At 67.5% G+C, this 26,212-nt stretch carries 30 protein-coding genes and 1 pseudogene; 16 read left to right on the top strand and 15 right to left on the bottom strand.

Annotation, left to right across the window (positions count from 1 at the left end):
- The first annotated feature begins 231 nt into the window (after positions 1-231).
- From H3O04_RS18600 to H3O04_RS18585, 4 genes are all read left to right on the top strand, one after another.
- Entirely contained in the window at positions 232-492 is a 261-nt protein-coding gene (locus H3O04_RS18600) for a type II toxin-antitoxin system Phd/YefM family antitoxin (protein WP_011547275.1), read from the top strand.
- The gene (locus H3O04_RS18595) at positions 489-755 is read left to right on the top strand and encodes a Txe/YoeB family addiction module toxin (RefSeq protein ID WP_202588219.1); all 267 of its coding nucleotides are present in this window, start codon (positions 489-491) and stop codon (positions 753-755) included. Before H3O04_RS18600 ends, H3O04_RS18595 begins: the two co-directional genes overlap by 4 nt.
- A 49-nt stretch (positions 756-804) precedes the next feature.
- Entirely contained in the window at positions 805-1,428 is a 624-nt protein-coding gene (locus H3O04_RS18590; RefSeq protein WP_006480833.1) for an HAD hydrolase-like protein, read from the top strand.
- Between the two features lie 406 nt (positions 1,429-1,834).
- A complete protein-coding gene (locus H3O04_RS18585) occupies positions 1,835-2,413 on the top strand; it encodes a DUF4142 domain-containing protein (RefSeq protein WP_006480832.1) in 579 nt (192 codons plus the stop codon).
- A gap of 116 nt (positions 2,414-2,529) precedes the next feature.
- Here the strand turns inward: H3O04_RS18585 and H3O04_RS18580 are convergent, their stop codons facing one another.
- Positions 2,530-3,129: a GNAT family N-acetyltransferase gene (locus H3O04_RS18580; RefSeq protein ID WP_202588218.1), complete on the bottom strand. Its 600-nt coding sequence runs from the start codon at positions 3,127-3,129 to the stop codon at positions 2,530-2,532.
- A 59-nt stretch (positions 3,130-3,188) separates the two neighbouring features.
- Positions 3,189-4,103, bottom strand: a complete 915-nt coding sequence (locus tag H3O04_RS18575; protein ID WP_202588217.1) for a LysR family transcriptional regulator — start codon at positions 4,101-4,103, stop codon at positions 3,189-3,191.
- 108 nt (positions 4,104-4,211) lie between these two features.
- Between H3O04_RS18575 and lysA the strand changes: the two genes are divergently transcribed.
- Positions 4,212-5,450, top strand: a complete 1,239-nt coding sequence (lysA, locus tag H3O04_RS18570; protein WP_023476052.1) for a diaminopimelate decarboxylase — start codon at positions 4,212-4,214, stop codon at positions 5,448-5,450.
- Between the two features lie 193 nt (positions 5,451-5,643).
- Here lysA and H3O04_RS18565 read toward each other — a convergent pair whose 3' ends face one another.
- Positions 5,644-6,531, bottom strand: coding sequence for a DMT family transporter (locus H3O04_RS18565; RefSeq protein ID WP_023476051.1), 888 nt, complete (start codon positions 6,529-6,531; stop codon positions 5,644-5,646).
- Positions 6,532-6,655: 124 nt separating this feature from the next.
- On the opposite strand from H3O04_RS18565, the gene H3O04_RS18560 reads away from it, so the two are divergent.
- The gene (locus H3O04_RS18560) at positions 6,656-8,131 is read left to right on the top strand and encodes an aminotransferase-like domain-containing protein (RefSeq protein ID WP_202588216.1); all 1,476 of its coding nucleotides are present in this window, start codon (positions 6,656-6,658) and stop codon (positions 8,129-8,131) included.
- Positions 8,132-8,173: 42 nt separating this feature from the next.
- Here the strand turns inward: H3O04_RS18560 and H3O04_RS18555 are convergent, their stop codons facing one another.
- The gene (locus tag H3O04_RS18555; protein WP_202588215.1) at positions 8,174-9,607 is read right to left on the bottom strand and encodes a nicotinate phosphoribosyltransferase; all 1,434 of its coding nucleotides are present in this window, start codon (positions 9,605-9,607) and stop codon (positions 8,174-8,176) included.
- 73 nt (positions 9,608-9,680) lie between these two features.
- Complete coding sequence (locus H3O04_RS18550; RefSeq protein WP_012339666.1) at positions 9,681-10,721, bottom strand: bifunctional nicotinamide-nucleotide adenylyltransferase/Nudix hydroxylase; 1,041 nt, start codon at positions 10,719-10,721, stop codon at positions 9,681-9,683.
- A gap of 191 nt (positions 10,722-10,912) precedes the next feature.
- Between H3O04_RS18550 and H3O04_RS18545 the strand changes: the two genes are divergently transcribed.
- Entirely contained in the window at positions 10,913-11,365 is a 453-nt protein-coding gene (locus tag H3O04_RS18545; protein WP_053525299.1) for a type II toxin-antitoxin system RatA family toxin, read from the top strand.
- A gap of 121 nt (positions 11,366-11,486) precedes the next feature.
- On the opposite strand, the gene speD is transcribed toward H3O04_RS18545, so the two are convergent.
- The 7 genes and pseudogenes from speD to H3O04_RS18520 all read right to left on the bottom strand — a co-directional run bounded on the left by speD (position 11,487) and on the right by H3O04_RS18520 (position 14,993).
- Positions 11,487-11,870: an adenosylmethionine decarboxylase gene (gene speD / locus H3O04_RS18540; RefSeq protein ID WP_012339664.1), complete on the bottom strand. Its 384-nt coding sequence runs from the start codon at positions 11,868-11,870 to the stop codon at positions 11,487-11,489.
- Positions 11,867-12,016 (bottom strand): hypothetical protein, encoded by a 150-nt coding sequence (locus H3O04_RS18535; protein WP_153489189.1) that lies wholly within the window; start codon positions 12,014-12,016, stop codon positions 11,867-11,869. The genes speD and H3O04_RS18535 overlap by 4 nt, the downstream gene beginning before the upstream one ends.
- The gene (locus H3O04_RS36805; RefSeq protein WP_442862833.1) at positions 12,013-12,159 is read right to left on the bottom strand and encodes a hypothetical protein; all 147 of its coding nucleotides are present in this window, start codon (positions 12,157-12,159) and stop codon (positions 12,013-12,015) included. The genes H3O04_RS18535 and H3O04_RS36805 overlap by 4 nt, the downstream gene beginning before the upstream one ends.
- Positions 12,138-12,638 carry a DUF4178 domain-containing protein gene (locus tag H3O04_RS36800; RefSeq protein ID WP_442862834.1) on the bottom strand — a complete coding sequence of 167 codons (501 nt, stop codon included), beginning with the start codon at positions 12,636-12,638 and terminating at the stop codon, positions 12,138-12,140. The genes H3O04_RS36805 and H3O04_RS36800 overlap by 22 nt, the downstream gene beginning before the upstream one ends.
- A gap of 354 nt (positions 12,639-12,992) precedes the next feature.
- Positions 12,993-13,304 (bottom strand): annotated as a pseudogene (locus H3O04_RS36795) (DUF4178 domain-containing protein); the annotation flags it as partial.
- A gap of 234 nt (positions 13,305-13,538) precedes the next feature.
- Positions 13,539-14,579 (bottom strand): SPFH domain-containing protein, encoded by a 1,041-nt coding sequence (locus tag H3O04_RS18525; protein ID WP_006480821.1) that lies wholly within the window; start codon positions 14,577-14,579, stop codon positions 13,539-13,541.
- A 27-nt stretch (positions 14,580-14,606) separates the two neighbouring features.
- Entirely contained in the window at positions 14,607-14,993 is a 387-nt protein-coding gene (locus H3O04_RS18520) for a DUF350 domain-containing protein (RefSeq protein WP_006480820.1), read from the bottom strand.
- 121 nt (positions 14,994-15,114) lie between these two features.
- Here H3O04_RS18520 and H3O04_RS18515 point away from each other — a divergent pair, with 121 nt between their 5' ends.
- The 6 genes from H3O04_RS18515 to H3O04_RS18490 all read left to right on the top strand — a co-directional run bounded on the left by H3O04_RS18515 (position 15,115) and on the right by H3O04_RS18490 (position 20,799).
- A complete protein-coding gene (locus H3O04_RS18515) occupies positions 15,115-16,629 on the top strand; it encodes a polyamine aminopropyltransferase (RefSeq protein WP_202588214.1) in 1,515 nt (504 codons plus the stop codon).
- Positions 16,629-18,248 carry an NAD(P)/FAD-dependent oxidoreductase gene (locus H3O04_RS18510; RefSeq protein WP_202588213.1) on the top strand — a complete coding sequence of 540 codons (1,620 nt, stop codon included), beginning with the start codon at positions 16,629-16,631 and terminating at the stop codon, positions 18,246-18,248. The genes H3O04_RS18515 and H3O04_RS18510 overlap by 1 nt, the downstream gene beginning before the upstream one ends.
- Positions 18,249-18,372: 124 nt before the next feature.
- Complete coding sequence (locus tag H3O04_RS18505) at positions 18,373-19,134, top strand: N-acetylmuramoyl-L-alanine amidase family protein (protein WP_202588212.1); 762 nt, start codon at positions 18,373-18,375, stop codon at positions 19,132-19,134.
- Between the two features lie 53 nt (positions 19,135-19,187).
- Complete coding sequence (locus H3O04_RS18500; protein WP_006480817.1) at positions 19,188-19,577, top strand: lysozyme inhibitor LprI family protein; 390 nt, start codon at positions 19,188-19,190, stop codon at positions 19,575-19,577.
- A 65-nt stretch (positions 19,578-19,642) separates the two neighbouring features.
- Positions 19,643-20,221, top strand: coding sequence for a hypothetical protein (locus H3O04_RS18495; RefSeq protein ID WP_023476043.1), 579 nt, complete (start codon positions 19,643-19,645; stop codon positions 20,219-20,221).
- Between the two features lie 50 nt (positions 20,222-20,271).
- Entirely contained in the window at positions 20,272-20,799 is a 528-nt protein-coding gene (locus H3O04_RS18490; RefSeq protein ID WP_202588211.1) for a GNAT family N-acetyltransferase, read from the top strand.
- 25 nt (positions 20,800-20,824) lie between these two features.
- On the opposite strand, the gene H3O04_RS18485 is transcribed toward H3O04_RS18490, so the two are convergent.
- The 3 genes from H3O04_RS18485 to H3O04_RS18475 form a co-directional block, all read right to left on the bottom strand.
- Positions 20,825-22,171, bottom strand: a complete 1,347-nt coding sequence (locus H3O04_RS18485) for a glutamine synthetase family protein (protein ID WP_202588210.1) — start codon at positions 22,169-22,171, stop codon at positions 20,825-20,827.
- A gap of 157 nt (positions 22,172-22,328) precedes the next feature.
- Positions 22,329-22,886, bottom strand: coding sequence for a helix-turn-helix domain-containing protein (locus H3O04_RS18480; protein WP_006490367.1), 558 nt, complete (start codon positions 22,884-22,886; stop codon positions 22,329-22,331).
- 17 nt (positions 22,887-22,903) lie between these two features.
- On the bottom strand, positions 22,904-24,193 hold the full coding sequence (locus H3O04_RS18475) for an NAD(P)/FAD-dependent oxidoreductase (RefSeq protein WP_202588209.1): 1,290 nt from the start codon (positions 24,191-24,193) through the stop codon (positions 22,904-22,906).
- Between the two features lie 285 nt (positions 24,194-24,478).
- On the opposite strand from H3O04_RS18475, the gene H3O04_RS18470 reads away from it, so the two are divergent.
- The 3 genes from H3O04_RS18470 to H3O04_RS18460 all read left to right on the top strand — a co-directional run bounded on the left by H3O04_RS18470 (position 24,479) and on the right by H3O04_RS18460 (position 26,145).
- On the top strand, positions 24,479-24,706 hold the full coding sequence (locus H3O04_RS18470; RefSeq protein ID WP_202588208.1) for a DUF2945 domain-containing protein: 228 nt from the start codon (positions 24,479-24,481) through the stop codon (positions 24,704-24,706).
- The gene (locus H3O04_RS18465; RefSeq protein WP_202588207.1) at positions 24,703-25,287 is read left to right on the top strand and encodes a DUF488 domain-containing protein; all 585 of its coding nucleotides are present in this window, start codon (positions 24,703-24,705) and stop codon (positions 25,285-25,287) included. Before H3O04_RS18470 ends, H3O04_RS18465 begins: the two co-directional genes overlap by 4 nt.
- A gap of 120 nt (positions 25,288-25,407) precedes the next feature.
- On the top strand, positions 25,408-26,145 hold the full coding sequence (locus H3O04_RS18460) for a sulfite exporter TauE/SafE family protein (RefSeq protein WP_006480809.1): 738 nt from the start codon (positions 25,408-25,410) through the stop codon (positions 26,143-26,145).
- The last annotated feature ends 67 nt before the right edge of the window (positions 26,146-26,212 follow it).

Raw genomic sequence — 26,212 nt, 5'->3', positions numbered from 1 at the left:
AGCGTGGCGGGGGTGGCTGCGGGCACGTCTGTTCTCCGGTTGGAGGGGGCGGAAGGCGGAGCGTCGACGATACCGCGCCGTGGGGTGCGGGACAAGGGTATGGCCGAGCCGCCGCGGGAAAACAGATGCGCGTCGTCCTGCCGCACGGCGCCTCGATACCTGTACAACATTCCGTACATATATTCGAATAGTGCTATACTTGTACCGTTAAATGTACAAGTGAGGCGCCCCATGCGCACGATTCATTTTTCGGATGCCCGCGGCAATCTGAAGACCGTCATCGACCAGGTCGTCGACGATGCGGACGTGACGCTCATTACGCGCCGCGATGCACCGAACGCCGTCATCATGTCGCAGGACTATTACGACAGCCTGATGGAGACGGTTCACCTGCTGCGCTCGCCAGCCAACGTCGCTCATCTCGAACGTTCGATCGCGCAACTGCGCAAGGGCAAGGCGAAAGAACACAAGCTCGCCGAGGATGATGAATGAGCGTACGTCGCGTGCTCTTTACTTCCGACGCATGGGATGACTATGTCTACTGCCAAGGACAGGATCGCAAGACGCTCAAGCGCATCAACCAGCTCATTCGCGAAACCCAGCGCACGCCGTTCGAAGGCATCGGCAAGCCGGAGCCGTTGAAAGCCAATCTCTCCGGCTTCTGGTCGCGCCGTATCGACGATACGAACCGCCTGGTCTACGAGGCTGACGACCTTCAACTCAGCATCGTGTCCTGCCGCTACCATTACGAGTAGCACGGCCGCCAACCAACCTCGCCACGTTCCGCCTCGCACGCCTCACCCGATGACCTACCGCCTCATCGCCTTCGACTTCGACGGCACGCTCGCCGATTCGCTCGACAGCTTTCTCGCCGCGCTGTCGGAAGCGTCGCGCCTGCACGGCTTTCGCGACGCGACGCCCGAACTGCGCCCCGCGCTGCGCGGCATGTCGGCGCGCGACATCATCCGCGCGCTCGACGTGCCGATGTGGAAAGTGCCGCGCGTGACGATCGACATGCGCCGCCTGATGCGGCCGCGCATCGCGAACGTGCGGCTCTTTCCCGGCGTCGACGAAACGTTCGACGCGCTCGCCGCGCGCGGCATCCGCATCGCGATCGCCACGTCGAACACCGAGGAGATCGTGCGCGACCGGCTCGGCCCGCGCGCCGGCGCACGCGTCGACCATTTCGCCTGCGGCATTCCGCTGTTCGGCAAAGCGCGCCGTCTGCGCGCGCTCGTTCACGAGGCCGGTGTGCGCGCCGACGAAGTGCTGTACGTCGGCGACGAAATCCGCGATGCCGACGCGGCACGGCGCGCGCGTATCGCCTTCCAGGGCGTCGCGTGGGGTTACACGGCGCCCGACGCGTTGCAGGCACATTGCGCGACGCCGTTGCTGCCGCGCCTCGATGCGCTGCTCGATCGCGTGTAACGCTTCACGCACGCCGCGCGCACACGCACCACTCGCCGCCGACGCGCCGCCACAGCAACGGCCGCGACGACATCGCACCGATGAAATGCCGATGACACGCACGCGCATCTCATGCATTGCATGCGCCACGTGCGCGCAAAAATTGCCGCCGCCGCACGCGCATCAGGTACGCACTACCGGCCTGCGCGCGTGCCCATCGATTCGTCTTACCAACCGTTACACAAGCCACAGCACGGTTGCACCTGCTACCCGACCGCTCTCCTAGAATCAGTCGGGCCGGAAAACACTTCGAACGCCGCCGCGGCAGAGCGGCAGTCGAATCCGGCCCGGGCGCGCCCGGTCTCTCGCACAGCGACGGATCACACGATCCGTTTTTCAACCAGAGCCCCGATCGAAAGGAGGTCCCATGAACCGCTTTCCCCCCATTTCGCGCCTTGCCTTGTCTGCCGCCGGCCTGCTTCTCGTCGCCGTGACGGCGACCGCGCAAACCGCGCAACCGGCACCCGCGGCATCCGCCGCGCCGGCCGCGACTGCGACGCGCATCCACGAAGCCGACCAGACCTTCATCACGGACGGCACGAAGACCGTGTCGACCCAGCACGACGCCGCGCGCATCGCCGATTCGCGCACGTCGGACAGCCAGGTCAAGGCGTTCGCGCAACGCGTGTCGACCGACGATGCGAAGATCATCCAGGCGATGCGCGCGGCGAGCCCGCGCGGCGTCGACGTGCCGGCCAACGACCCGGACACGACCGTGCTGAACAGCATCAAGAGCCTGCGCGGCGCCGAGTTCGACAAGGCGTACATCGAACAGGTCGCGCTCGCCGGCCAGCAGAAGACGATCTCGGCATTCCAGGCCGAAATCGCATCGGGCCGCGACGCCAAGCTGAAGGAAGTCGCACGCCAGGCGCTGCCGATCCTGCAGGCGCACTACGCGGACGCGCAGAAGCTCGCGCAGCGTCATCACCTCGCATCGGCGCAGTAACGCGATGCAGCGCCGCGCCTCGTGCGCGGCGCACCGTTCCCCCCGTCGTCGCGCTGCCGACTCCCCTGCCGGCGGCGCGATGCACGTCTGAAGCATCAAGCGTCCCGCATCACCCGTTACGTCGCCAGCTTCGCCTCGAGTCGCGTACGCACGTCCGGCCATTCGTCGTCGATGATGCTGAAGCGCACCGAGTTGCGCTTGCGGCCATCCGGCATGATCCGTTCGTGGCGCACGATGCCCTCCTGTTTCGCACCGAGGCGCAGGATCGCCGCGCGCGATTTCTCGTTCAGCTCGTCCGTGGTGAACTGCACGCGCACGCATCGCAGCGTGTCGAACGCATAAGCCAGCAGCAACCACTTCGCTTCGGTATTCGCGCGCGTACGCTGCGCCGATTCGCTCAGCCACGTATGGCCGATCTCGAGCTTGCGATTCTTGCGATCGATCTTCCAGAAGCGCGTGCTGCCGATGGCGCGGCCCGACGCGCGATCGACGATCACGAACGGCATCACGGTGCCGGCCGCACGCCCCTGCAACGCCGTATCGATGTATGCGTCGACCGTATGCGCGCCCGGCACGACCGTGACCTTCAGGTTCCACAACTCGCCGTCGGCGGCAGCGTCCAGGAGCGCCTGCCGGTCGGATGCGTCGAGCGGGCGCAGGACGACACGTTCGCCGGTGAGGGTCGGTTGTTCGAGGAAAGACGATGCGTCGGTCATGACGGGATTTCCGGAAAATGACGGTGATGGCGGTGCCCCCCCATCATACGGCGGCGCCGCTAGCCGAGGTGCGCGGCGAGCCGGCGGCGGATCGCCTTCGCTTCGCCGCGCAGCGCATCGGCGAACGCGTCGACGAGCAGGCTCTTCGGCCGGTGCTCGGGCACGATCACGCTGACCCGGTATGGAAACGACCGCGTCAGCGGTCGCACGTGCAGGCCGCGGCCGACGAAATCGAGTGCCGTGAGCGGATTGACGATCGCAGCCCCGAGCCCCTGCCGCACGAACGCGCACACCGATACGGCCGACGGCGTGTCGACCACCGAGCGCGGCGCGACGCCGAGTTGCGCGAATGCCTCGTCGATCATGATGCGGTACGGATCGTTCAGCGACAGGCTCACGAACGGGCGGTCGACGAGATCCAGCAGGTCGATCGCATCCTGCGCGAGCAGCGGATGGCCGTCGGGCAGCACGCACACTTCATTGACTTCGAGCAGCGGCGTGAGCACCGTGCCGGCCGGCGCGACGTCGTGCTCGGTCAGTCCGAGGTCGTAGCGTTGGGCGGTCAACCACTCCTCGAGCACCGGCGACTCCTGCGTCGCGACCGACACGCTCACACCCGCATGCGCATCGTGAAAGCGCCGGCACGCACCGGGGAGGATCGCGTGCGAAAACGCCGGCAGCGCGATTACCGACAGTTGCCCGTCGCGAAACTCGCGCAGGCGTGCGGCCGTCGCCGCGACGCGTTCGAGCCCCACATACGCGAGCCGCACGTCGTCGAACAGCGTGAGCGCGGCCATCGTCGGGCGCAGCCGGCCATGCGCGCGTTCGAACAGCGCAAAGCCGACGACCTGCTCCATCCGCGCCAGTTCGCGGCTGATGGTGGGCTGCGACGTGTACAGCATCTCGGCCGCGCGCGTCGTGCTGCCGGTGACCATCAGCGCGCGGAACACCTCGATATGACGGTGCGTCAGCATGATCGTATATATCAGAAATGAATCGAATGAAGATAAACAGGCATTTTACTGGATAGCCAATCGGGCGCATCATCGCGCTATCCGTTCATTCGATCCGATTCATCCGCCATGTCCCTCGATTCCCGCCAGCTCGCGGCCCTCGCGCAGCAATACGGCACCCCGCTGTGGGTGTACGACGCCGACGTCATCCGCGACCGCATCGCCCAACTGCGCCAGTTCGACGTGATCCGTTACGCGCAGAAGGCGAATTCGAACGTCCATATCCTCAAGCTGATGCGCGACGAAGGCGCGTGCGTCGACGCCGTGTCGCTCGGCGAGATCGAGCGCAGCCTCGCGGCCGGTTTCAGCCCGGGCGGCGAGCCGGAAGGCGTCGTGTTCACGGCCGACCTGATCGACCGCCCGACGCTCGCGGCGGTGCTCGAGCACGGCGTGACCGTGAACGCAGGCTCGCTCGACATGCTCGCGCGCATCGGCGAGCACGCGCCCGGCCACCGCGTGTGGCTGCGCGTCAACCCCGGGTTCGGCCACGGCCACAGCAACAAGACCAACACCGGCGGCCCGCAGAGCAAGCACGGCATCTGGATCGACGACGTACCGCGCGCGATCGAGATCGTGCGCCAGTACGGGCTGAAGCTGGTCGGCATCCACATGCACATCGGTTCGGGCGTCGACTACGGCCACCTGTCGCAGGTGTGCGATGCGATGGTCGACCTCGTCACGTCGCTCGGCCACGACATCGACGCGATCTCGGCCGGCGGCGGCCTGTCGATCCCGTATCGCGACGGCGAGCCGCGCGTCGACGTCGGTCACTACTTCAGCCAGTGGGACGCCGCGCGCAAGCGGATCGAACGGCATCTCGGCCACCCGGTGCGCATCGAGATCGAACCGGGCCGCTTCCTCGTCGCCGAGGCCGGCACGCTCGTCACCGAAGTGCAGGCCGTCAACCGTCGGCCGAAGCACGATTTCGTGCTGATCGACGCCGGCTTCAACGACCTGATGCGCCCGTCGATGTACGGCAGCTATCACGCGGTGTCGGTGCACGCGCACGATGGCGCGCTGCCCGCCGGCCGGCCGCTCGTCGACCTCGCGATCGCCGGGCCGCTGTGCGAATCGGGCGACGTGTTCACGCAGGATGCCGGCGGCGCGGTCACGCACCGCAAGCTCGCGCAGCCGCAGATCGGCGATCTGCTGTTCCTGCACGACGCGGGCGCGTACGGCGCGTCGATGTCGTCGAACTACAACAGCCGGCCGCTCGCGCCGGAGGTGCTGGTCGATCGCGGCACGCCGCGGCTGATCCGCCGCCGGCAGACGATCGGCGAATTGCTCGCACTCGAAACGTTCGAGTAACCCGCGCCCGGCGTGACGAACGCCAACGGCCAGGCTTGCCGCTACCGGCAACCTGGCCGTTTTGCCTTGGGCCGCGTCATCGGGTGCCGGATCGGATGCACGTCGCGATCACGCGCATCGGCGGCAACCGGCTTGCCGCCAGCCTCGCACCGGAGGGCGTCGGCCTGATGCGCGACCCACCGCTGCCCCTGCGTCACCCTGCGCGCTGCACGGGCGCCATCTTCGAGAAGTACTTCGCGCCCGCCACGCAGCCGACCACCACGACCGTCACGACGACCATCGACGGCGGCACCGTCTCGTGCAGCAGCCCGGCCGCGAGCAGGAAGCCGAAGAACGGCTGCAGCAGCTGCAGCTGGCCGACGCCCGCGATCCCGCCGAGCGCCAGCCCGCGATACCAGAACACGAAGCCGATCAACATGCTGAACAGCGACACGTACGCGAGCCCCCACAGCGCGGCGGCGTCGACGCCGTCGAACGACGCGGGCCAGGTCAGCCACGTGAGCGGCAGCATCAGCGGCAGCGACAGCACGAGCGCCCACGAGATCACCTGCCAGCCGCCGAGCTGGCGCGACAGGCGCGCGCCTTCCGCATAACCGAGCCCGCATGCGACGATCGCGGCCAGCATCAGCGCATCGCCGACCACCGACGCCTGCCCGCCGTTGCGCAGCGCGAACGCGGCCACCGCGCCGCTGCCGACGACCGAGAAGATCCAGAACGGCAGCCGCGGCCGTTCGCCGCCGCGCCACACGCCGAACAGTGCAGTCGCGAGCGGCAGCAGCCCGACGAACACGATCGCATGCGCCGACGTCACGTGCTTCAGCGCCAGCGCCGTCAGCAACGGGAAACCGACCACCACACCGAGCGCGACGATGGCCAGCGACACGGCCTCGGCACGCGACGGCCGCTTCTGCTTCAGCACGACGAGCAGCAGCAGGCCGAGCGCGCCGGCGATCGTCGCGCGAGCGAACGTGAGGAACAGCGGGTCGAGCCCTTGCACCGCGATCCGCGTCGCGGGCAGCGAGCCACTGAAAATGATGACGCCCAGCAAGCCGCTGAGCCACCCGTCGGTCGTCTTTTGCACGGTCAATCCTGAATGGAAAGTGGATGACCGATGATCCGCCGCCGGCGAAACCGGCGTAAGCTACAGCCTAATACAATTCAGACAAACTGTACTGGACAACCGGCCGTACAGTTCATCGTTCGCCATGCGCCATTCCGCCCCGATTCCCGCCCCGCCCGCGCCGTCGCGCACGCGCGTGGAAACCGTCATGGATACGTTGCGCGCGCGGATCGCGAGCCGCGCGCTGATGCCCGGCGCGCGCGTGCCGTCGATCCGGATGATGGCCGACGCGCTCGGCGTGTCGAAATCGACGGTCGTCGACGCGTACGAACGGCTCGCGAGCGAAGGCGTGCTCGTCGCACGGCGCGGTTCGGGCTTCTACGTGTCGGGCCACGCACCGCCGCTCGCGCTCGCCGAATTGGGCCCGCGCCTCGATCGCGAGCTCGATCCGCTGTGGCTGTCGCGCCAGTCGCTCGAAGCGGCGCCGACGTCGGTGAAGCCCGGCTGCGGATGGTTGCCGTCGTCGTGGCTGCCCGACGAAAGCCTGCGTCGGGCACTGCGCGCCGTATCGCGCGACGAAGCCGATGCGTTGACCGACTATGCGACGCCGCTCGGCCTGCCCGCGCTGCGCCAGCAGCTCGCGTGGCGGCTCGCGCAGCACGGTGTCCACGCGGAACCCGCACAGATCATGCTGACCGACGGCGGCACGCACGCGCTCGACCTCGTGTGTCGCCTGCTGCTGGAGCCCGGCGATACCGTCGTGCTCGACGATCCATGCTACTTCAACTTCCAGGCGCTGCTGCGCGCGCACCGTGCACGGATCGTCAGCGTGCCGTTCACGCCGAACGGCCCCGATCTCGTGCGCTTCGAGCAAGTACTCGCCGAGCACCGGCCGCGCCTGTACATCACCAACGCCGCGCTGCACAACCCGACCGGCGCGACGCTCGCGCCGCCCGTCGCGCACCGGCTGCTGACGCTCGCGGCCGAGCACGGGCTGCTGATCGTCGAGGACGACATCTTCGCGGATTTCGAGAGTGCGCCCGCGCCGCGCCTCGCGGCGTTCGACGGGCTGTCGCGCGTCGTGTCGATCGGCAGCTTCTCGAAGACGCTGTCGGCCGCGATCCGCTGCGGCTATATCGCCGCGCGCCCGGAATGGATCGACGCGCTCGTCGATCTGAAGCTCGCGACGTCGTTCGGCAATGCGCAGATCGGCGCGAACGTCGTGCACCGGCTGCTGATCGACGGCACGTACCGGCGCCATCTCGACAGCCTGCGCGCGCGTCTCGCCGATGCGATGGGCGAAACGATCCGGCGCCTCGCGCGGGCCGGGCTCGCGATCTGGACGGAGCCGCGCGGCGGGTTGTTCGTGTGGGCGGAGTTGCCGAACGGGCTCGACGCCGCACGCGTCGCACGCCATGCGCTGGACCACGACGTCGTGCTCGCCCCCGGCAACGTGTTCAGCGCGTCGCGCAGCGCGACGTCGTACCTGCGCTTCAACGTGTCGCGCTGCAAGGGGCCGGCGGTGTTCGATGCGCTGGCGCGGGCGATGGAGGCGACGCGGGTGGTGGAGCATGGCGGTGCGCCGACGGATGCCGGCAGCCGGGTGCTGACCGGCAAGTGACGCGAGCCGGCTGCACAGCGGCGGGATGCCCCGCCGCCTGCATCACACCTCCCCCGCATGCGCCCTTGCCCGCACCTCGGCGAACGACGTATCGACGAGCAGGCGCCCCGTGTCGAACACCGTATCGAGCGCCTCGTCCCATTCGCCTTCCAGCGCACGATCGTCCCACGCAGCCGGCAGCGTCACCGTCCGATACTCGCCGGTGCGCCAATTGCGCAACAGCGTCAGCCGCCCCTGCTTCGAGCGCTTGCCCTGATCGGTGACCGGATCCTTGCGGACGTCGTGCCACACGTCGCCGCGCCGGATCGCCGAACACTTCATCGCGAAGCGCTGCGTATCGCGGTTCACCCGCTGCAACAACGCACCGCCCATGCCGAACACCACGTTGCCGGCCGCATAGCCCGCCTCGTCGAGCGCGACGAGGATCGCTTCGATCGACTGCTCGTCGACCCCGTCCCCCTGGATCACGCGCACACGATTCAATACGCGCCGCCCCTTGCCGTTCACGGTCGAACCGAACGACGCATCGAGCGCACGAACGGTCTGCAGCACGATCGTCACCGGGTCGCCGGAATCGGGGCGCACGACGAGCGTCGCGCCCGAATCGATCACCGCCTGCCGAAGCTCGCCGCCCCACAGATCGAGCGCGGCGAAAAGATCATAGGAGTCCGATACGACTGAAACGATCGCGCCCGGCAAACCGAAGCGCCTGATCATGTTGCGGTACGCATCGGCCTCGCCTTCGCGCCCCCACGACGTGATCGTGCTGTGCTCGGCCGCCGGCACCGAGTACGCGGCCATCGGCTCGCGATAAAAGCGGTTCGCGGCCAGCACGCCGAGCACCGTGTCCGAGCCCATGAAGCTCACGAGGTGCGCGGCGCCGCCGATCGCGGCCGATTCCGCGCTCGACACGCCGCGCGCGCCGAAGTCGTGCAGCTTGAACGGCAGTTGCGCGAGATCGTCATCGGTCCGTTCGAGGAAACGGCGAATCGTTTGCCGAAGATGCCAGCTCCGGGTCGCCACCGTCACCGGATACCAGATGCGCAACAGCATCGTCTCGAGATACGACGCGAGCCAGAACACCTGCGGATCGTCGCATTCGACCGTCATCAGCACGTTGTGCACCGGCACGATCGAGCCTTCCGGCACCGCTCGGATCTTCACCGGCAGGTAGCCGTCGTAGCGCTCGACGATATGACGCCATCCTGCTTCGTTGAACGGCTCGCCGTGCACGGTGAAGAAATCGCGCGCGTCATCGATCATCGCGTGCGTCACGGGCTTGCACAGATACTCCTTCAGCAGCATCTGCAGGCCGAAGAACAGCGTGCGGTCGTAGCGGCCGCCGCGCGATTCGACGTACGAGAACATCGCCGATGCGTCCGGCGGATACTGCAGGAAGTGGGAAGCCTTGTACGAATCCGTGTTGAGAACCGGATTGGCGAGAACCGCGGCAAAGCCGCCGAGATCGTTTTGCATGGCTAGAGCTCCTCTAGGCCGTTGAAGTGCCGCCGCGTCTGTCGCGGCGGACCGGATGCGGGGAATCAGCGCGTCACAGCTTCCCCAGGAAGTGATACGCGATGTCGAAGTGATCCTCGAACATCACGTTGCGCATCTGCGCGAATTCGTTGAGCGGGACCCAGCGCGCCTTGTCGGCGTCGTCGCTGCCCTTCACGCGCGGCAACTCGCCGGTCGGGAAGTTGAACAGGCACGCATGCGTGATCGTGCGGCCGCGCAGCGAACGCGTCGGGTGATCGAACACCTGGCGATCCTTGATCGAGCCGCGCAGCACGGGCTCCGGCAGCTTGAGGCCGGTTTCCTCGCGCAGCTCGCGGATGCACGCCGCATCGAGCCGCTCGTCCTGGTTCACGAAGCCGCCCGGCAGCGCCCACAGGCCGCGGCCCGGTTCGCTGCGGCGGCGCACGAGCAGGATATGCCCCGAATGCACGACCACCGCGTCGACCGTCACGAACGTGACCGGATACGGTGCGGCCGCCCACGCCTTGCGATACGCGGCGATGAATTCGGCTTCCGACTTCAGTTGCGCGAATTCCGGCTGCGTGCGAAAACGCTCGAGCCAGCCGAACACGGGTTCCGGCACGGCCCACTGCACGAAGCTGTTGGTGCGTTCGGCGAAATACTGGTCGCGGATCTCGGTGGCGGAAATGTCTTCCGTCGCGTCGACGTCGACGAGCTCCCATTGCGGGAACATCCGCAGGTAATACGACGTGGCGTCCTTCTCGTGGCCGATCAACCCGACCTTGCGTTGCGCGACGTCGCCGAGCGCGACGGCCACCGCATCCTGCACCCAGCGCACCCAGTCGCCGTCGTTGTAGGTCGAATCCTGCAGCGGGGCGATCGTCACGCGATCGCGCTCGGACGCGTCGAGCAGCGAAGCCAGCATCTGGCGGCGCTCGTCGAACGAGAACGGGTCCTTGATAGTGCGGGGCTTGTCGGTCGACCCGATCAGCACGCACACGCGTTCGGCCCGACTCAGTGCCGACTTCAGCACGTTCAGGTGACCACGATGCGGAGGCTGGAAACGACCAATGAAAACGAGCGCGTCGAAGCGCCGGTTCTGTTGCGTACTCATGAGGCTCCCTCAAGAGATTGAAACGCTCCGGGTCTGTCCCGAAGGGTTGGGATAAATCCTAGGGGAATTCCCGAGGTGCGTCAATCGCGCTCGTTCGAGCGCATGCTCGACTTGACGAAGTCTGACGAAACACAGGTTATTGGCGCGGTACACTCGATTTCATCCCAATCCGCGCCGTGGCGCCCGCCCTCATGAGGATCTCAGTCAGCCGGACCGTCGGCGTCGACCGCAGGCGCCTGTTCACGTGGTCGCAGGACTACGGACGGCGGCTCGTGTGGGACAACTTCCTCAGCGACGCCTACCTGCTCGACGGCACGACCGCCGATGTCGGCGTCGACGCGTTCTGCCGCAGCCAGTCGGGCGCGACGATGGTGTCGCGCTACATCTCATATCGCCCGCCGCAGGTCGCCGCCGTCGAAATGGTCGAAGGCCCGAAGGTGCTCGAACGCTTCAGCGGCAGCTGGAACTTCGTCGAGCACACGCCCGGGTCGACCGAGGTGAAGTTCACGTACCACTTCCGCGTGCAGCCGTCGTGGCTGCGCTGGCTGCTCGAACCGCTGATCGGCGCGTTCTATCTCGTGCAGACGCGCCGGCGTCTCGATTCGTTCAAGCGCTGGGCCGAAGCCGAAGCGCTGCCGCGCTGACCGGCATGCGCCGGCGGCCGCGCCGCCCGCTATTTTCCGGATTCACCGAGCCGGGGAAACGACCGGCGGCCGCCACCCCGACGACCCGCCGTGGCCGATGCACGGCACGCGGCATCCTGGCTCAGGCCAGCGCACTGCCGCGCGCCACCTGCTGCCGAACCTGCGCGTGCGTGCCGAGCGCCGCGGCGATCGCATCGACCGCATCGGCCGCGCGCGCCGCACCGCACATGAACGCATCGACGGCCGCGAAGCGATGCTCGGGCCACGTATGGATCGTGATGTGCGACTCCGCCAGCAGCACGACCCCCGTCACGCCATGCTCGCCGCCGAAATGATGGAAGTGCGCGCCGATCACGCGCGCACCGGCCCGTTGCGCCGCATCGGTGAGGATCGCTTCGAGCCGCGCGGCGTCGCGCAGCAGCGCCGCATCGATGCCCGCCAGGTCGGCCAGCACGTGCGAGCCGAGCGTCGCGCACGGCGGCGCGATCCCGTCGCGCGCGGTCATTTGTGCGACCCGTACGACGAGTAGCCGCTGCGCGCCGACGAACTGCCCCACCCGCCGCCGCCCGAACCGCTGCCGCCGATCGATGCGCAGCTGAACAGCGTGACGACGATCAGGCCGTAGACGCCGTAGAGGATGTACCGGATCACGCGTTGCCCCCGTCCGACGCAAACCGCTTCCACAGCCATTCCGGCAGCCACAGCACCAGCAGGCCGACCAGCACGTAGACGGAGCGGCCGGTGAACGAGAACAGCGAACCGAGGTTGAAGATCACGAGCAACGCGCTGAACATGAACGGCAGCGGCGCGAAACTGTGCGGCCCCTTGCTGCCGAACAGACCCGTCGATTCGGTCGCGCCCGTGGCGGCCGTCGTGGCCGCGGCCACGCCGGCGTGCCGAAGCGTTCGGCGAGCGCGCCGCCCGACAGCGGTCGCGCACGCGACCAGACGATCTCCGCGTCACTGCGCTCGCGCGTCAGCTTGTCCTTCTGCCAGCCGTAGTCGACGATCGACGTGCGATCGCCCGCCTGCACGCGCCAGTTGAATGCCCCGACCACGTAGACGACCTCCGATTCGTATTCCTCGCGCAGCCGGTAGGTCTTGCCGCCGTCGGTCACGTTGCCGGATTCGCTGCCGATCGTCGGCCAGTGGTCGAGCATCTGCACCCGTTCCCAGCGCCCTTCGCTCTGCACGAGCCACAGGAAGCCGCGTTTCGGGTTCAGCAGCAGGTATTCGTCCCATGTCTCGTCGTCGCCCGGCACGCGGCAGCGCATCATGCCGATCACCGTGTACTTCACGCCGTCGAACGTGCCGATCGCGCCGAGTTCGAGCGCGCCCTTCACCGCTTCGAGCTCGCGCCGGGCCGCGAACACGGTCTGCTGCTCGGCCGTGCACTGCACGCCCGCGTGGCAACTGCCGCACACGACGTAGTCGGCCACGTTGGGCGCATACGACAGCGGCGCGCCGCAGCTCGGGCACGCGAACGGCACCAGCTCCGCGCCGCGCTTGTCGCGCGTATCGTTTTCGATGTCGCGCAGCCCCGTGAACGCGAGCGCGTCGAATTCCATCGCCTCGCCCGCATAGACGGCCGGGCTGCCGCCGTTCGAGCCGGCGTCGGAATAGTCGTAGGTCGCGAATGCATTGCCCGTACGCAGGTCGGCAACGCGCGCCTCCCAGCCGGCATCGACGCGAAACGGCAGCTCGCCGTCACCGCCCGTGCAGCGCGCGGTACGCACGTCCGACACCAGATACGCGCGGCCGCCGTGGTCGATCCGCATGCCCGGTTCGAGCGTGTCGAATGCGGGCCACGCGGTACCCGACGCATCGTCGGGTTCGCGCACCGTGATCGCGTACTGCCCCGACGCATCCGACAGCCAGCCGAACGCGCCGTCGTCGAACACGACGTACCACTCGCCCCACGCGCCGGCGTCGTAGGTCATCTGGATGCGGCCGAGCACCGTGAACGCGCGCTTGTCGTAGCGCCCGGCCGTGCCGATCTGGATCGGCGACGCATCGTCGAGTACTGTCGCCAGTTCGCCGATGCGCTCGACCTCGGCGCCGCGCTTGAGCAACGTACTACGGCAAAACGCGCAGACGGCCATCACCGCCGCGGCCGAGCGAAACTCGACCGGCGCGCCGCACTGAGGGCACGAGGTACGGAACATGCGTGCCGCTTACCGGGTGAGCTTCGCGAGGATCTCGGCCTTCGCGCGCGAATATTCGTCTTCGGTCACGAGGCCCTTGTCGAACAGTGCCTTCAGCTGCTCGAGCCGCTGCACGTAATCGGTGCTCTCGGCCGCTGCGGCGGCCACCGGCGCGGCAACGGGCGCGGGCGGCGCAGCCTGCGCCGGTTGCGCGGCGCCCGCGATCTGGCCGGCCATCGCCTGCCCGATCGCTGCACCCGCGGCGAGCCCCGCGCCGACCCCGGCGATGCCGCCCGGGTTCTGCGCGGCGAGTGGAATCGCCTGCGCGGTCTGGTATTGCGTGGCCCGCGCGAGATCGCCGGCCATCCCGGCACCGATCCGCAGGTCGAGCGCCTTTTGCAGCTCGGCCGGCAGCGAGACGCTCTCGACCGCGAACGCGTCGAGCGCCAGCCCGTAACGCGTGAACACCGGCACCAATGCCTCGGCGACGCGCTGCGACAGCAGCGACTGGTTCGCGGCCATGTCGACGAACGGCACGTCGGCCGAGCCGAACGTCGTGCTCATCGCGGTGACGACCAGATTGCGCAGTTGCTGCTCGAGATCGTCGACCGTGTATGCCGCGCGCGTGCCGCTCACCTCGCGGTGGAACGCAGCCGCATCGACGATCCGATACGAATAGATACCGAACGCACGCAGTTGCACGAAGCCGAATTCGCGGTCGCGGATCGTCACCGGCTGCGCGGTGCCCCAGCGCCGGCCCAGCTGCAGCCGCGTGCTGAAGAAGTAGACGTCGGACTTGAAAGGCGACTGAAAGAATTTGTCCCAGTTCTTCAGGTTCGTGAGTACCGGCAGCGTGCGCGTTTCCAGCGTATAGAGCCCCGGCTGGAACACGTCGGCGACCTTGCCCTCGTTGACGAAGATCGCGACCTGGGTCTCGCGCACGGTCAGCTTGCCGCCGTACTGGATTTCCTGGTCTTCCATCGGATAGCGCCAGGCCAGCACGCCGTCGGTGTCTTCCGTCCATTGCAGGACGTCGATGAACTGCTTGCGGATGAATGAACCCAGACTCATGTCGGTCTCCTCGAAACGCGTGGCGCGTCAGGTCAGGCAGGCGGCATTGATGATGCCGACGACGAGCGACGCGGTGCCCATCAGGCCGCCCATCGCGACGTTGCGATCCTCGATCGCATGATTCATGCCGGGCATCACGCGCGTCAGCACCGCATAGGTGATCAGTTGCACGATCATCGCGCCGACGGCCCAGATCACGACTTCGCCGAGCGTCGAGTTGTGCGCGATGCTGGATGCGAGCGTCAGGCAGAAACCGATCAATGCGCCGCCGAACGACAGCGTCGCGGCCGCGTTGCCGTCGCGGATCAGCGCCAGTTCGTCGAACGGGGTGACCTTCAGGTACACTGCCGCGAACACGAGAAGCAGCACGAACGCCGACAGTAAATGAACCGCATAAAGATAGGCACTATTCATTCTTTTCCTCGGATTTTGTGCTCGGTTCGCCGCCCCGTCGCCGGCCGGCCCGCACGGGGCCGCCAGACGAAAATCCGCGCCAGTATATCCACATTGCCGAACACTGCACAACGGATGCGCGATGCTGCATAAGCGTGCGCTCGTCCTGTCGATTCTCGTGCTCGCATCGTGCGGGCTCGGCTACGAACTGATCAGCAGCGCGCTGTCGAGCTATCTGCTCGGCGACTCGATCCTGCAGTTCTCGTCGGTGATCGGCTGCTACCTGTTCGCGATGGGAATCGGCTCGTGGCTCGCGAAGTTCGTCGAGGACGACGACGTGCTCGACCGCTTCGTCGACATCGAGCTGCTCGTCGGCCTGCTCGGCGGCGTGTCGGCAGCGCTCCTGTTCGTGGTGTTCGCATGGCTCGCCGCGCCGTTTCGCGCGGCGCTCTACGCACTGGTGCTCGCGCTCGGCCTGCTGATCGGGATGGAAATCCCGCTCGTGATGCGCGCGTTCCAGCAGCGGCGCCAGGCGTTCCGCCATACCGTCAGCGAGGTGCTGACCTTCGACTATCTCGGCTCGCTCGCCGTGTCGCTGATCTTCCCGCTGGTGCTCGCGCCGCGCCTCGGCCTGCTGCGTACGAGCTTCCTGTTCGGTCTCCTGAATGCATTCGTCGCATTGTGGACGACCCACCTGTTCCGCGACGAGATCCGCAACGTGCGCGGCAAGCTGATGCGTGCGTCGCTCGTGATCGGGCTGCTGGTCGCCGGGTTCGCGCTGTCGGATCGCATCACGCACTGGGCCGAACACGGCGTGTACGGCGACGAGACGATCTATTCGGAAACGACGCCGTACCAGCGCATCGTGCTCACGCAGTGGCACGACGACATGCGGCTGTACCTGAACGGCAACCTGCAATTCTCGTCGCGCGACGAGCACCGCTATCACGAGGCGCTGATCCATCCGGCGATCGAGGCACTGCCGTGGGCGAAGCGCGTGCTCGTGCTGGGCGGCGGCGACGGCCTCGCGGTGCGCGAACTGCTCAAGCACCGCAACCTCGAGCAGATCACGCTCGTCGATCTCGATCCGGCGATGACGAAGCTGTTCTCGACGTCGGCACCGCTCGTCAAGCTGAACCAGGGCGCGCTGAAGGACCCGCGCGTGCACGTGATCAACGACGACGCGGTGCGCTGGCTCGAATCGAATGCCGACGTGTACGACGCGATCGTCGTCGATTTCCCCGATCCGACCAACTTCGGGCTCGGCCGCCTGTATTCGGTGCCGGTGTTCCGGCTGCTGGCGCGCCACCTGTCGGAGAACGGTTACACGGTGATCCAGTCGACGTCGCCGTATTTCGCGCCGCACGCGTACTGGACCATCATCGCGACGCTGCACGAAGCCGGGCTCAACACGTGGCCGTACCACTGCTACGTGCCGTCGTTCGGCGACTGGGGCTTCGTGATCGCCGGCAAGCGCCGCGACTTCACGGTGCCGACGCTTTACTCGGTGCCGACGCGCTGGCTCGATGCGCAAACGGCCGCCGAGATGTTCCACTTCCCGGCCGACATGCCGGCGCTGTCGATGTCGCCGAACGAACTCAACGACCAGCCGCTCGTGCGCCGCTTCGACGACGACTGGAAGCACGTGCTGCGCTGATGGATCGCCGCACGTTCCTCGTCGCGTCGGCGGCCGCGTCGCTCGCCGCATGTGGCCGCACCGGCTGGATCGAGACGACGCCGCAGGTCGGCTACCCCGGCATGCGCGAAGGCCATGCGCTGCGCGACCATGCCACGCTGCCCGCACCGTCCGGCACGATCGAGACGGATGTCGCGATCCTCGGCGCCGGCGCGGCCGGGCTGTCGTGCGCATGGCAGCTCGCGCGCGCGGGCCATACACGCTTCACGGTGCTCGCCGGCCCCGAATTCGGCGGCAACGCGGCCGGCGGGCGCTTCGGCGACCTCGGCTATCCGAAGGGCGCGCACTATCTGCCGCTGCCGTCGCTAGAATCCGCCCATCTGCGCGACATGCTCGCCGATCTCGGCATAATCGAATCCGCGCCGTTCTCCGTGCGCCCCGTGTACGACGAACGCGCACTCGTCCACGCACCGGACGAGCGCCTGTTCATCGGCGGGCAGTGGCAGGACGGCATCGTGCCGACCACCGGCCTCGACGCCGACGCGCTCGCGCAGCAGGCGCGCTTCTTCGCGTACACGGACGGGCTGCGCACCGCGCGCGGCGCCGACGGCCGCAAGGTGTTCTGCATCCCGATCGCGGAATCGTCGCGCGACCCACGCTGGCGCGCACTCGACCGGCGCTCGTTCCGCCGGTGGCTGCTCGACGAAGGCTATACCGCGAAGGCGCTGCACTGGTATCTGAACTACTGCTGCCGCGACGATTACGGCGCCGGTTACGAGCATGTCTCCGCCTGGGCCGGCCTGCACTACTTCTCGTCGCGCGGCGGTCATGCGGGCGATGCGAGTGACGGCGCGGTGCTGACCTGGCCCGACGGGCTGCACACGATGGTGACGAAGCTGAGCGATTCGATCACCGCGCGCACCGGCTCGAACGCGTGGTCACGCGATGGCTTCGCGGTGCGCGCGACCGAACGCGCAGGCGGCGTCGACGTGCTGTGCGCACGCGTCGGCCATGACGGCACGCTGTCGACGTTCACGCTGAAGGCGCGCCGGGTCGTGTGCGCGATGCCGCTGTTTGTCGCGGCGCGCGTGTTTCCGCAGCTTGCCGCGTACGGTTTCGAACCCGCACGCGACTTGCCTCCGCGCGCGCCGTGGCTCGTATCCAACTTCCTGCTCGACGGCATGCCGGCCGAGGAAGCGGGCGTACCGCTCGCGTGGGACAACGTCGTCTACGACGGCGCGGGGCTTGGCTACGTCGTGTCGACGCATCAGCTGATCCGGATGTCGCCGCCGACGCGCTCGGTGTTCTCCGCGTATCAGGCATTGAGCACGCAAACGCCGGACGATACGCGCCGCTGGCTCGCGCAGGCGAAGCCCGACGCATTGCGCGAGCAGGCGGCGCTCGACCTGCAGGCCGTGTACGGACGCGAGCTGTGGAAGCATGCGACCGCGCTCGAGATCACCGTGCGCGGCCATGCGATGGCCACGCCCGACGTCGGCTTCCTGAGCCGGCCGGGGCTGCTCGCACTGCGCGATGCCGATGGCCCCGTCGTATTCGCGCATGCCGACCTGTCCGGGTTGTCGCTGTTCGAGGAAGCCTCGTACTGGGGCATGCGTGCGGCGCATCGCGTGCTCGCCTGACAGCCGTCGCGCGTCATTGCGGCGTCGCCGCCACCCGCTATAATCGCGCGACATTCCGACTGCATTGAGCAGGCCGACGGTGGCGCGCCGTGCGACGCGCCGTACGCCCTTCTCGACAACAACAATGACGAACCGAACCCTCCGACGCCTTCCGCTCGTGCGCGCCGCCACGCGCGTGCTCGCGTGCGCCCCGCTGCTCGGTGCGCCGCCGGCGCTGCACGCGGCCGACATCGCCACCACGACCGCTGCCGAGCCCGCGTCCGGACGCTACATCGTCGTCGACACCGGCCATACGCCGGCGCATCCGGGCTCCACCGGTGCGAGCGGCCGCGTCGAATACCTGTACAACCTCGATCTGTCCGGCGCGGTCGCCGACAAACTCGCCGCGCACGGCGACCGCGTGCTGCGCACGTCGGCGGACGGCCGCGAGATCAAGCTCGATCAGCGCTCGACGCAGGCGCCCGACGCGAACCTGTTCGTGTCGATCCATCACGACTCGATGCAGCAGCAGTTCATCGACGCGGGCCGGCAGCGCGAATTCCGCGGCTTCTCGGTATTCGTGTCGGAGCGCAATCCGCACTATGCGGAGAGCCTGCGTTGCGCGAAGGCGATCGCCGAGCGGCTGGTCGCGGCCGGCGAACGGCCGTCGCTGTATCACGCGCAGCCGATCCGCGGCGAGAATCGCCCGCTGATCGACCCGCAACTCGGCATCCACCGCTTCGACGATCTCGTCGTGCTGCGCACCGCGCCGATTCCGGCCGTGCTGGTCGAAGCCGGCGTAATCGTCAATCCGGACGAAGAAGCGCGGCTCGCACGGCGCGAGACGATCCAGCGCGTGTCCGCCGCAATCGCAAGCGGCATCGACGCGTGTACGACGCCCAAATAACGACGGCATTTCCCTTCGGATTCAACGGTTTTCACCCAGCCAGGAGCCTCACCATGAAGAAAAAGAATCTGCTCGCATCCTGCGCGTTGCTCGCGCTCGCCGTTCCGTTCGCCGCGCACGCGGCCGGTTGCGGAAAGCCGCGCAGCGCGTTCGACCAGGTGTATTGCACGAGCACGCAGTTCTCGCAATCCGATCGCGATCTCAACGACGAATACGGCCGGCTGCGCAAGCAACTGAGCGGCGACCAGCAGGCGACGCTGAAGGCCGGCCAGCTCGCGTGGCTGAAACAGCGCGACGCGCAGTGCAGCGAAACGCGCGGCAGCAGCTACCTCGTCGATATCCAGTGCGCGAACGACATGACGCAGTCGCGGCTGTCGTTCCTGCGCGAACGCGAGCGCGAATGCTCGAGCACCGGCTGCGTGACGTCGAAGCTCGGCGAGTAAGGTGGCCACGCGTGCCGTGCCGCGAAGCATGTCGCGGCACGGCACGCTGTTCGAAAGGAACGACGATGCGGCATGAATTCTCCGAAGTCCTCAACGATCTGATCGACTACTTTCTCGTCGGCGATCTTCTGCTGCTGAAACGGTACAAGGACGAACACGGGCTGCCGGACGACGTCGCATCGGCATTCACGACCGGCGACAGCGGCGACCACGCGGCACTGGAAGGCATCGTCATTCCGCTGGCCGGCATCGAGAATCATCCGTATACGGTCATCTTCACGCTGGACGACGACACGCCCGAATTGCTGAAAGCAGGCAGTCGCGTGCAACATCGGCGCGGCGGATACGTATTGCGCGTCGAGCATCGTGCGGTGATGCTCTACACGTGGCGCATTCTCGAACGTTTCACCGACGACACGGTGAATGCGCTGCTTGCGCGCTATCGCGAACCGGGCCGGCCCGTCATTGAAGTCGACAACGGCTGGTACGACGTCGAGATCCTCGGCGGAGAAATCGCACGCGACGGCTGGTTCGAACCCGCGTTCGAGTTCGTGTTGAAGAAAACCGATGCACCGGGCGACGCATCGCACGTGGACATCCACTACCGTTTCGCCATCGACGGCAGTCTCGATCCGGCGGCATGAATCCGGCGGACAGCCGCGCGGCAGACGGCAACCGATCACACGGGGAACGCATGGCACCGAACACGACGACGATCGACATCCGCGCGGCCACCTCCGCCGATGCACCGGCCATCGCCAGCATTCACGTCGCGTCGTGGCAAGCCACCTACATGGACATCATGCCGGCGCCGTTCCTCGCCGACCTGTCGGTCGAAAAACGCACGGCCGCGTGGCGCGAGACGCTCGACGCGGGACGACCGCACGTCGCGCTCGCCTTCGCGAACCACGCACCGACCGGCTGGATCGCGTACGGCCCGACGCGCGACGCCGACAAGGACGGTGCGTGGGGCGAAATCGAAGCGATCTATCTGCACCCGTCGCATTGCGGGCAAGGGGTCGGCGCGCGGCTGGTCGACCATGCATGCCGAGCGCTGCACGACGCGGGTCATGCGTGGGTGTCGCTGTGGGTGCTCGCCAAAAACCGTCGAGCGAGGATGTTCTACGAACGCGAAGGTTTCGTCGCCGAAGACGACATCAAGACCTTCGAGATCGACGGTACGCCGATCGAGGAAGTGCGCTACTGGCGCGCACTTCCCTGACCGGCATCTTCGACACGCGCGGCAATCACAGAAACCACCGATACTCCCGCGCGCCGATCTCGTTGCGAAAATCCAGCTCCTCCTGCCGCTTGTTCTCGCAATACACCATCACGAACTCGCTGCCGAGCCCTTCGCGCACGGCCCGATGATCCTGCATCGCGGCGACCGCCGACAGCATCTCCTTCGGAAAATCGATGCCGCTGCCGCGATCGTCGTTGAGCGGCGCGATCGGTTCGCTCTTGGCATCGAGCCCGTGCTCCATCCCCGACAGAATTGCCGCGAGCACCAGGTACGGATTCGCATCGGCGCTCGCGAGCCGATGCTCGATCCGCAGGTTGCGCGCATCCGACTCGGGAATGCGGATGCACGCGTCGCGATCCTCGAAACCCCAGCTCGCGCGGCTCGCCGCGTTCACCATCGACCCGTAGCGGCGGAACGCATTGTGATTCGGCGCGAACACGGGCATGCAATGCGGCAGCAGCGCGAGGCAGCCGGCCACCGCATGCCGCAGCGGCCGCTGCCCATCCGCCGCGAGCAGGTTGTTCCCGGCATCGTCGTACAGGCTCACGTGCACGTGCATCCCGCTGCCCGGCGCATGCAGGTACGGCTTGCCCATGAAGCTCGCGCGATAGCCATGCTGCAGCGCGACGCCGCGCGTGCTGCGGCAGAACATCGCCGACCAGTCGGCCGCGCGCAGCCCGTCATCGCAATGGCCGAAATTGATCTCGAACTGGCCGGGCCCGAGCTCGGCCGTGATCACGGTCGCGTCGATCCCCTGCGCGCACGCGACGTCGACCATCTGGTGCAGCACGTCGGAGAAACGCGACAGCCGCTCGATATGCATGTTCGGCTGATCGTCGCGATCGTCGGACAGGCGGTCGCGCGGATACTTCGGCATCCCCTCCTCGAGCTGTGCGTCGAACAGGTAGAACTCGAGCTCGAACGCGACGACGGGCCGGATGCCGCGCCGTGCGAGCCGCTTCAGCACCCGCGCGAGCACCTCGCGCGGCTCGAACTCGACCGGCGAATCGGTGCCGTCGGTCGTGATCAGCATCTGGCCGAGCGGCTGCTTCTCCCAGGTCACCGGCTTCAGCGTGCCGGGAATCAGCCGGCGCACGGCGTCCGGGTCGCCGTCGTTGAAACAGTAGTCGCCGATCTTGTAGAGCCCGCCCTGCGTGCCGAGCAGGATGCAGTTCTGCGGCAGCTTCAGCAGCGAACCCGCCGCGACCTTTTCGAGCGCATCGATCGGATAGCGCTTGCCGTAGAAGTGCCCGGGCAGGTCGAGGCAGATCAGGTCGACATAACGGATCTCGGGGTGCGCCTGCCGGAATGCGCGGACTTCACTGACCAGCGCGGGAACGACGTCAGCCATGTCTCATCCTTTCCATGTCTTGTATGGCGGTGCCGCGGCGCGGCGAACCGGATTCATGCGACGCACGAGGCAACGCACGCCGCATGTCGATCAGTACTGCAAACAGGCTACGTGACGAGGCGGCCAGCACTCCAGCCCGCCCCGCCGACCACTCAATTCAGGTGAATACCCAGATCACGCGCGTCGGCGCGTCAGTCAGGTTCGCGTAACGGAACCGCTTGTGCGCGGGAAGCTGGAATGCATCGTTCGGACCGAGCGTGACCGGCGTGTCGTCGCCGTCGATCCAGATCGTCAGTTCTCCTTCGAGCACGAAGCCGCCCTGCTCGTCGCTGTCGTCGACCGGCCGCTCGCCGCTGCTGGCGCCCGGCCCGAGATGGCTTTCGAGGATCGAGAAGCGCGAACGCATGTTCGGCGACACGAGGATGTCGGTAATGCCGGCCGCGTAATACACGGTGCGCCGCTCGTCGGGCCGCGTGACCCACGGCACGCTGCGCGGCTTGCTGAGGCTGTAGAAATACGTGGTCGGCACGCCGAGCGCCTCGCCGATCGCGGTGAGATCCGCGACCGTCGGACGCGACAACCCGCGCTCGACCTGCGACAGAAAGCCGACCGAGCGGCCGATCCGTTCGGCAAGATCGTTCAGCGTCACCTTGCGATGCTTGCGCAGGTCGCGGATCAGGATCGCCAGACTTTCTATCTCTTCCTGTTCGTTCATGATGGATTCCGATGCAATCAGACGGTATCGCGCAGACGGTACCAGGCCTTGCCGATCGCTTCGAGCGGCGCGGCCAGCCGGTCGCCGCCGGGAAAGCGCGGGTTGCGGATGCGCTGGTACTGCGCGAGCAGGCGTGCGTCGCCGAGCACGGCGTCGGCCACCGCACGCGCGCCGGCGAGCGTCGGCAGCACGCCGTGCCCCGAAAAGCCCTGCAGCCAGAAGCGCTGCCCGTGGCGGCCGATGTCCGGCGTGCGGCGCATGCTGATGTCGATGTGACCGCCCCACGCGTAATCGAGCGGTACGCCGGCCAGTTGCGGAAACACGCGTTCGAGGTGCGGGCGCGTCGCCGCCGCGATATCGGCCGGGATGCCGCCGAGATACGTGCAGCCGCCGCCGAACAGCAGCCGGTTGTCGGGGCTCAGGCGAAAGTAGTCGGGCACGAACTGGTTGTCGATCACGCAACTGTTGCGCGGCAGCAGCGCATGCGCGACGTCGGCGGCGAGCGGCGCGGTTGCAACCTGATATGTGCCGACCGGCAGCAGCCGGCGCGCGAGGTCGCGGTCGAGCCGGTCGACGTACGCATTGCAGGCGAGCACCAGCACGTCCGAGCGCACTTCGCCACGCGCCGTGCGGGCGACGTAGCCGCTAGCCGTCTCGCGCCAGTCGAGCACGCGGCTCTGTTCGAAGATGCGCCCGCCCGCGCGCTCGATCGTCCGTGCGAGGCCGAGCGCGAGCTTCAACGGGTTCAGGTGGCCGGCCTCCGGATCGTGAAGCGCAGCGAGATAGCGCGTGCCGCCGATCCATTCACGCATCTCGTCGCGCTCGATCATGCGCAGCCGATCATAGCCCCAGCGTTCGGCCGCCTCGTCGCGCGCCTGCGCCAGCATCGCGACGCGCCGCGGCCGCACCGCGGCCCACAGGCTGCCGGGCCGGTAGTCGATGTCGAAACCGTGCCGCGCCGGCAGTTCGCGCACTTCGGCCGCCGCCCAGCGCATGCTGTCCCACAGCAGGCGCGCGCCGTCGCGGCCAAGCGCATCCTCGAGCGGCTGCATGTCGCACGACCAGCCGAGCAGCGCCTGTCCACCGTTGCGGCCCGATGCGGCCCACGCGACGCGGCTCGCCTCGAGCATGACGACGCGCTTGCCGGCCAGCGCGAGTCGCAGCGCCGTATGCAGCCCGCTGAAGCCCGCGCCGACGACCAGCACGTCAGCGTCGACGCGCTCGTCCAGCGTCGGCCGAAGCGGGATCGGCGCCGGGTAGGTGCCGGCGTAGTAGCTGGCGACGTGACGGTCGGACTGCACGAACATGCGGACTCCCGTGAAAATTACGCCGAGAAATTTCATGAAAAACTAGCATGGCAATTTCATGCGGGCAAGCGGGAGGATCGACACCCGTGTCGTCATTGAAATGAAAGGCACGCCGATTGCGCATGCAGCACCGGGTCGCCCCGCCACCGTCCGTGTCTTTTACCGTGTGCGGTCGCGGCCGATAATGAATCCATGCACGTTCTCCCTCGCGGCCGGCTTCCCGGCGCGCACTGCCAAAGCCGCGAGGGCCGACCACCCCGCATCGCCCCAAGGAGCCAGCCCAGCATGACCACGCGATTCAAGCTAGGCGACCACGTCCGCTGGAATTCCGAAGTCGGCTACGTGACCGGCACGATCATCGCGATCCATACCGCCGACTTCGACTACAAGGGGCATCGCCATCGCGCGTCGCCCGACGATCCGCAGTACGAGATCAAGAGCGACCGGACTGACCACGTCGCCGCGCATCGCGGCTGCGTGCTCGAACGCATCGCCAGCAAGGACGGCGCATGAAGCTCCCCTTCTATACGATCGGCCATTCGAACCGCACGCTCGACGAATTCGTCGACCTGCTCGACGCGGTCGAGATCACGTTGCTCGCGGATATCCGCAAGATGACGCGTTCGCGCACCAACCCGCAATTCAACGAAGCGACGCTGCCCGATGCGCTCGCCGCCGCCGACATCGCGTACGAACACATCGCCGAACTCGGCGGCCTGCGCGGCAAGTCGCACGGCGTACCCGACGACGTCAACGATTTCTGGACCAACCGCAGCTTTCACCGCTACGCGGATTACGCGCTGTCGCCGGCGTTTCATGCGGGCCTCGACCAACTGATCGCCCAGGGGCACGAGCAGCGCTGCGCGATCATGTGTTCGGAAGCCGTGTGGTGGCGCTGCCACCGGCGTATCGTGTCCGACTACCTGATCGCGCGCGGCGAAACGGTGCTGCACATCATGGGCCGCAACCGCGTGGAGCTCGCGCGCCTGACCGCCGGCGCGGTGGTCCGGGACGACGGCACGATCGTCTATCCGAATGTCGACGACGACCACGACGACGCCGCACCGGCCAAAGGTGCCCAACCGGACGCGTGACGTCACGCACCCGCGTGCGCACCGGCTTCCGGCGGCCGCGATCCTGCATTACCATCGTGCGACCGTCATGCCTGCGCTCGTCCGGCAAGCGGGCTCCCCCACCTCTTCCGTTGCGCATCAATGCTCGCTCTCATCATCATCGCCGGCCTGTGGGCCGGCCTCCAGAACGCCCTCGCGGGCGGCGGTTCGTTCGTCACGCTGCCCGCACTGATCGTGTCGGGGATGTCGCCGCTCGCGGCCAACATCACGTCGACGGTCGCCCTGTTCCCCGGCCAGGTGACGACGGGCTGGGCGAGCCGCAACATGGTGAGCGGCGTGGGCAGGCTGCCGTTTCGCGCCCTGTTCGCGATCAGCGTGGCCGGCGGCGCGCTCGGCGGCCTGCTGCTGCTGAAAACGCCGTCGTCGATCTTCTCGCATCTGGTGCCGTGGCTCGTGCTGTTCGCGACGATCGTGTTCGCGTGGGGCAGTTTCTTCCGCAAGCCGGGTGCCGGCGCGCAACATCTCGGCCCGGTCGCGGCCGGGGTCTCGCAGTTCCTGATCGCGATCTACGGCGGCTACTTCGGCGGCGGCATCGGGTTCCTGATGATGGCCGCACTGACGATGGCCGGCCTGCCGCCGCGTCACGCGATGTCGACCAAGAACGCGCTCGCGGGCGTGATGAACGCGTCGGCGGTCGTGCTGTTCGTCACCTCGCCGCACCTGCACTGGCGTGAGGCGATCGCGCTCGGCGGCGGCGCAATCGTCGGCGGCCTGCTCGGCGCGTGGGCGCTGCATCGCGTGAACGAACGCGTGCTGCGCATCGCGATCGTCTGCATCGGCGCGCTGCTGACCATCGGGTTGTTCGTCAAACCGATCTGAACCCACGCTCATCCTGCCGCGACCGCGGCAATTGATGAGCAAACCGCAAGACGTCTTTCGCATATCT

The organism is Burkholderia sp. KCJ3K979 (assembly GCF_016759955.1).
Classification (GTDB): Bacteria; Pseudomonadota; Gammaproteobacteria; order Burkholderiales; family Burkholderiaceae; genus Burkholderia; species Burkholderia orbicola.
This window is presented reverse-complemented; position numbering and strand designations above follow the sequence as displayed.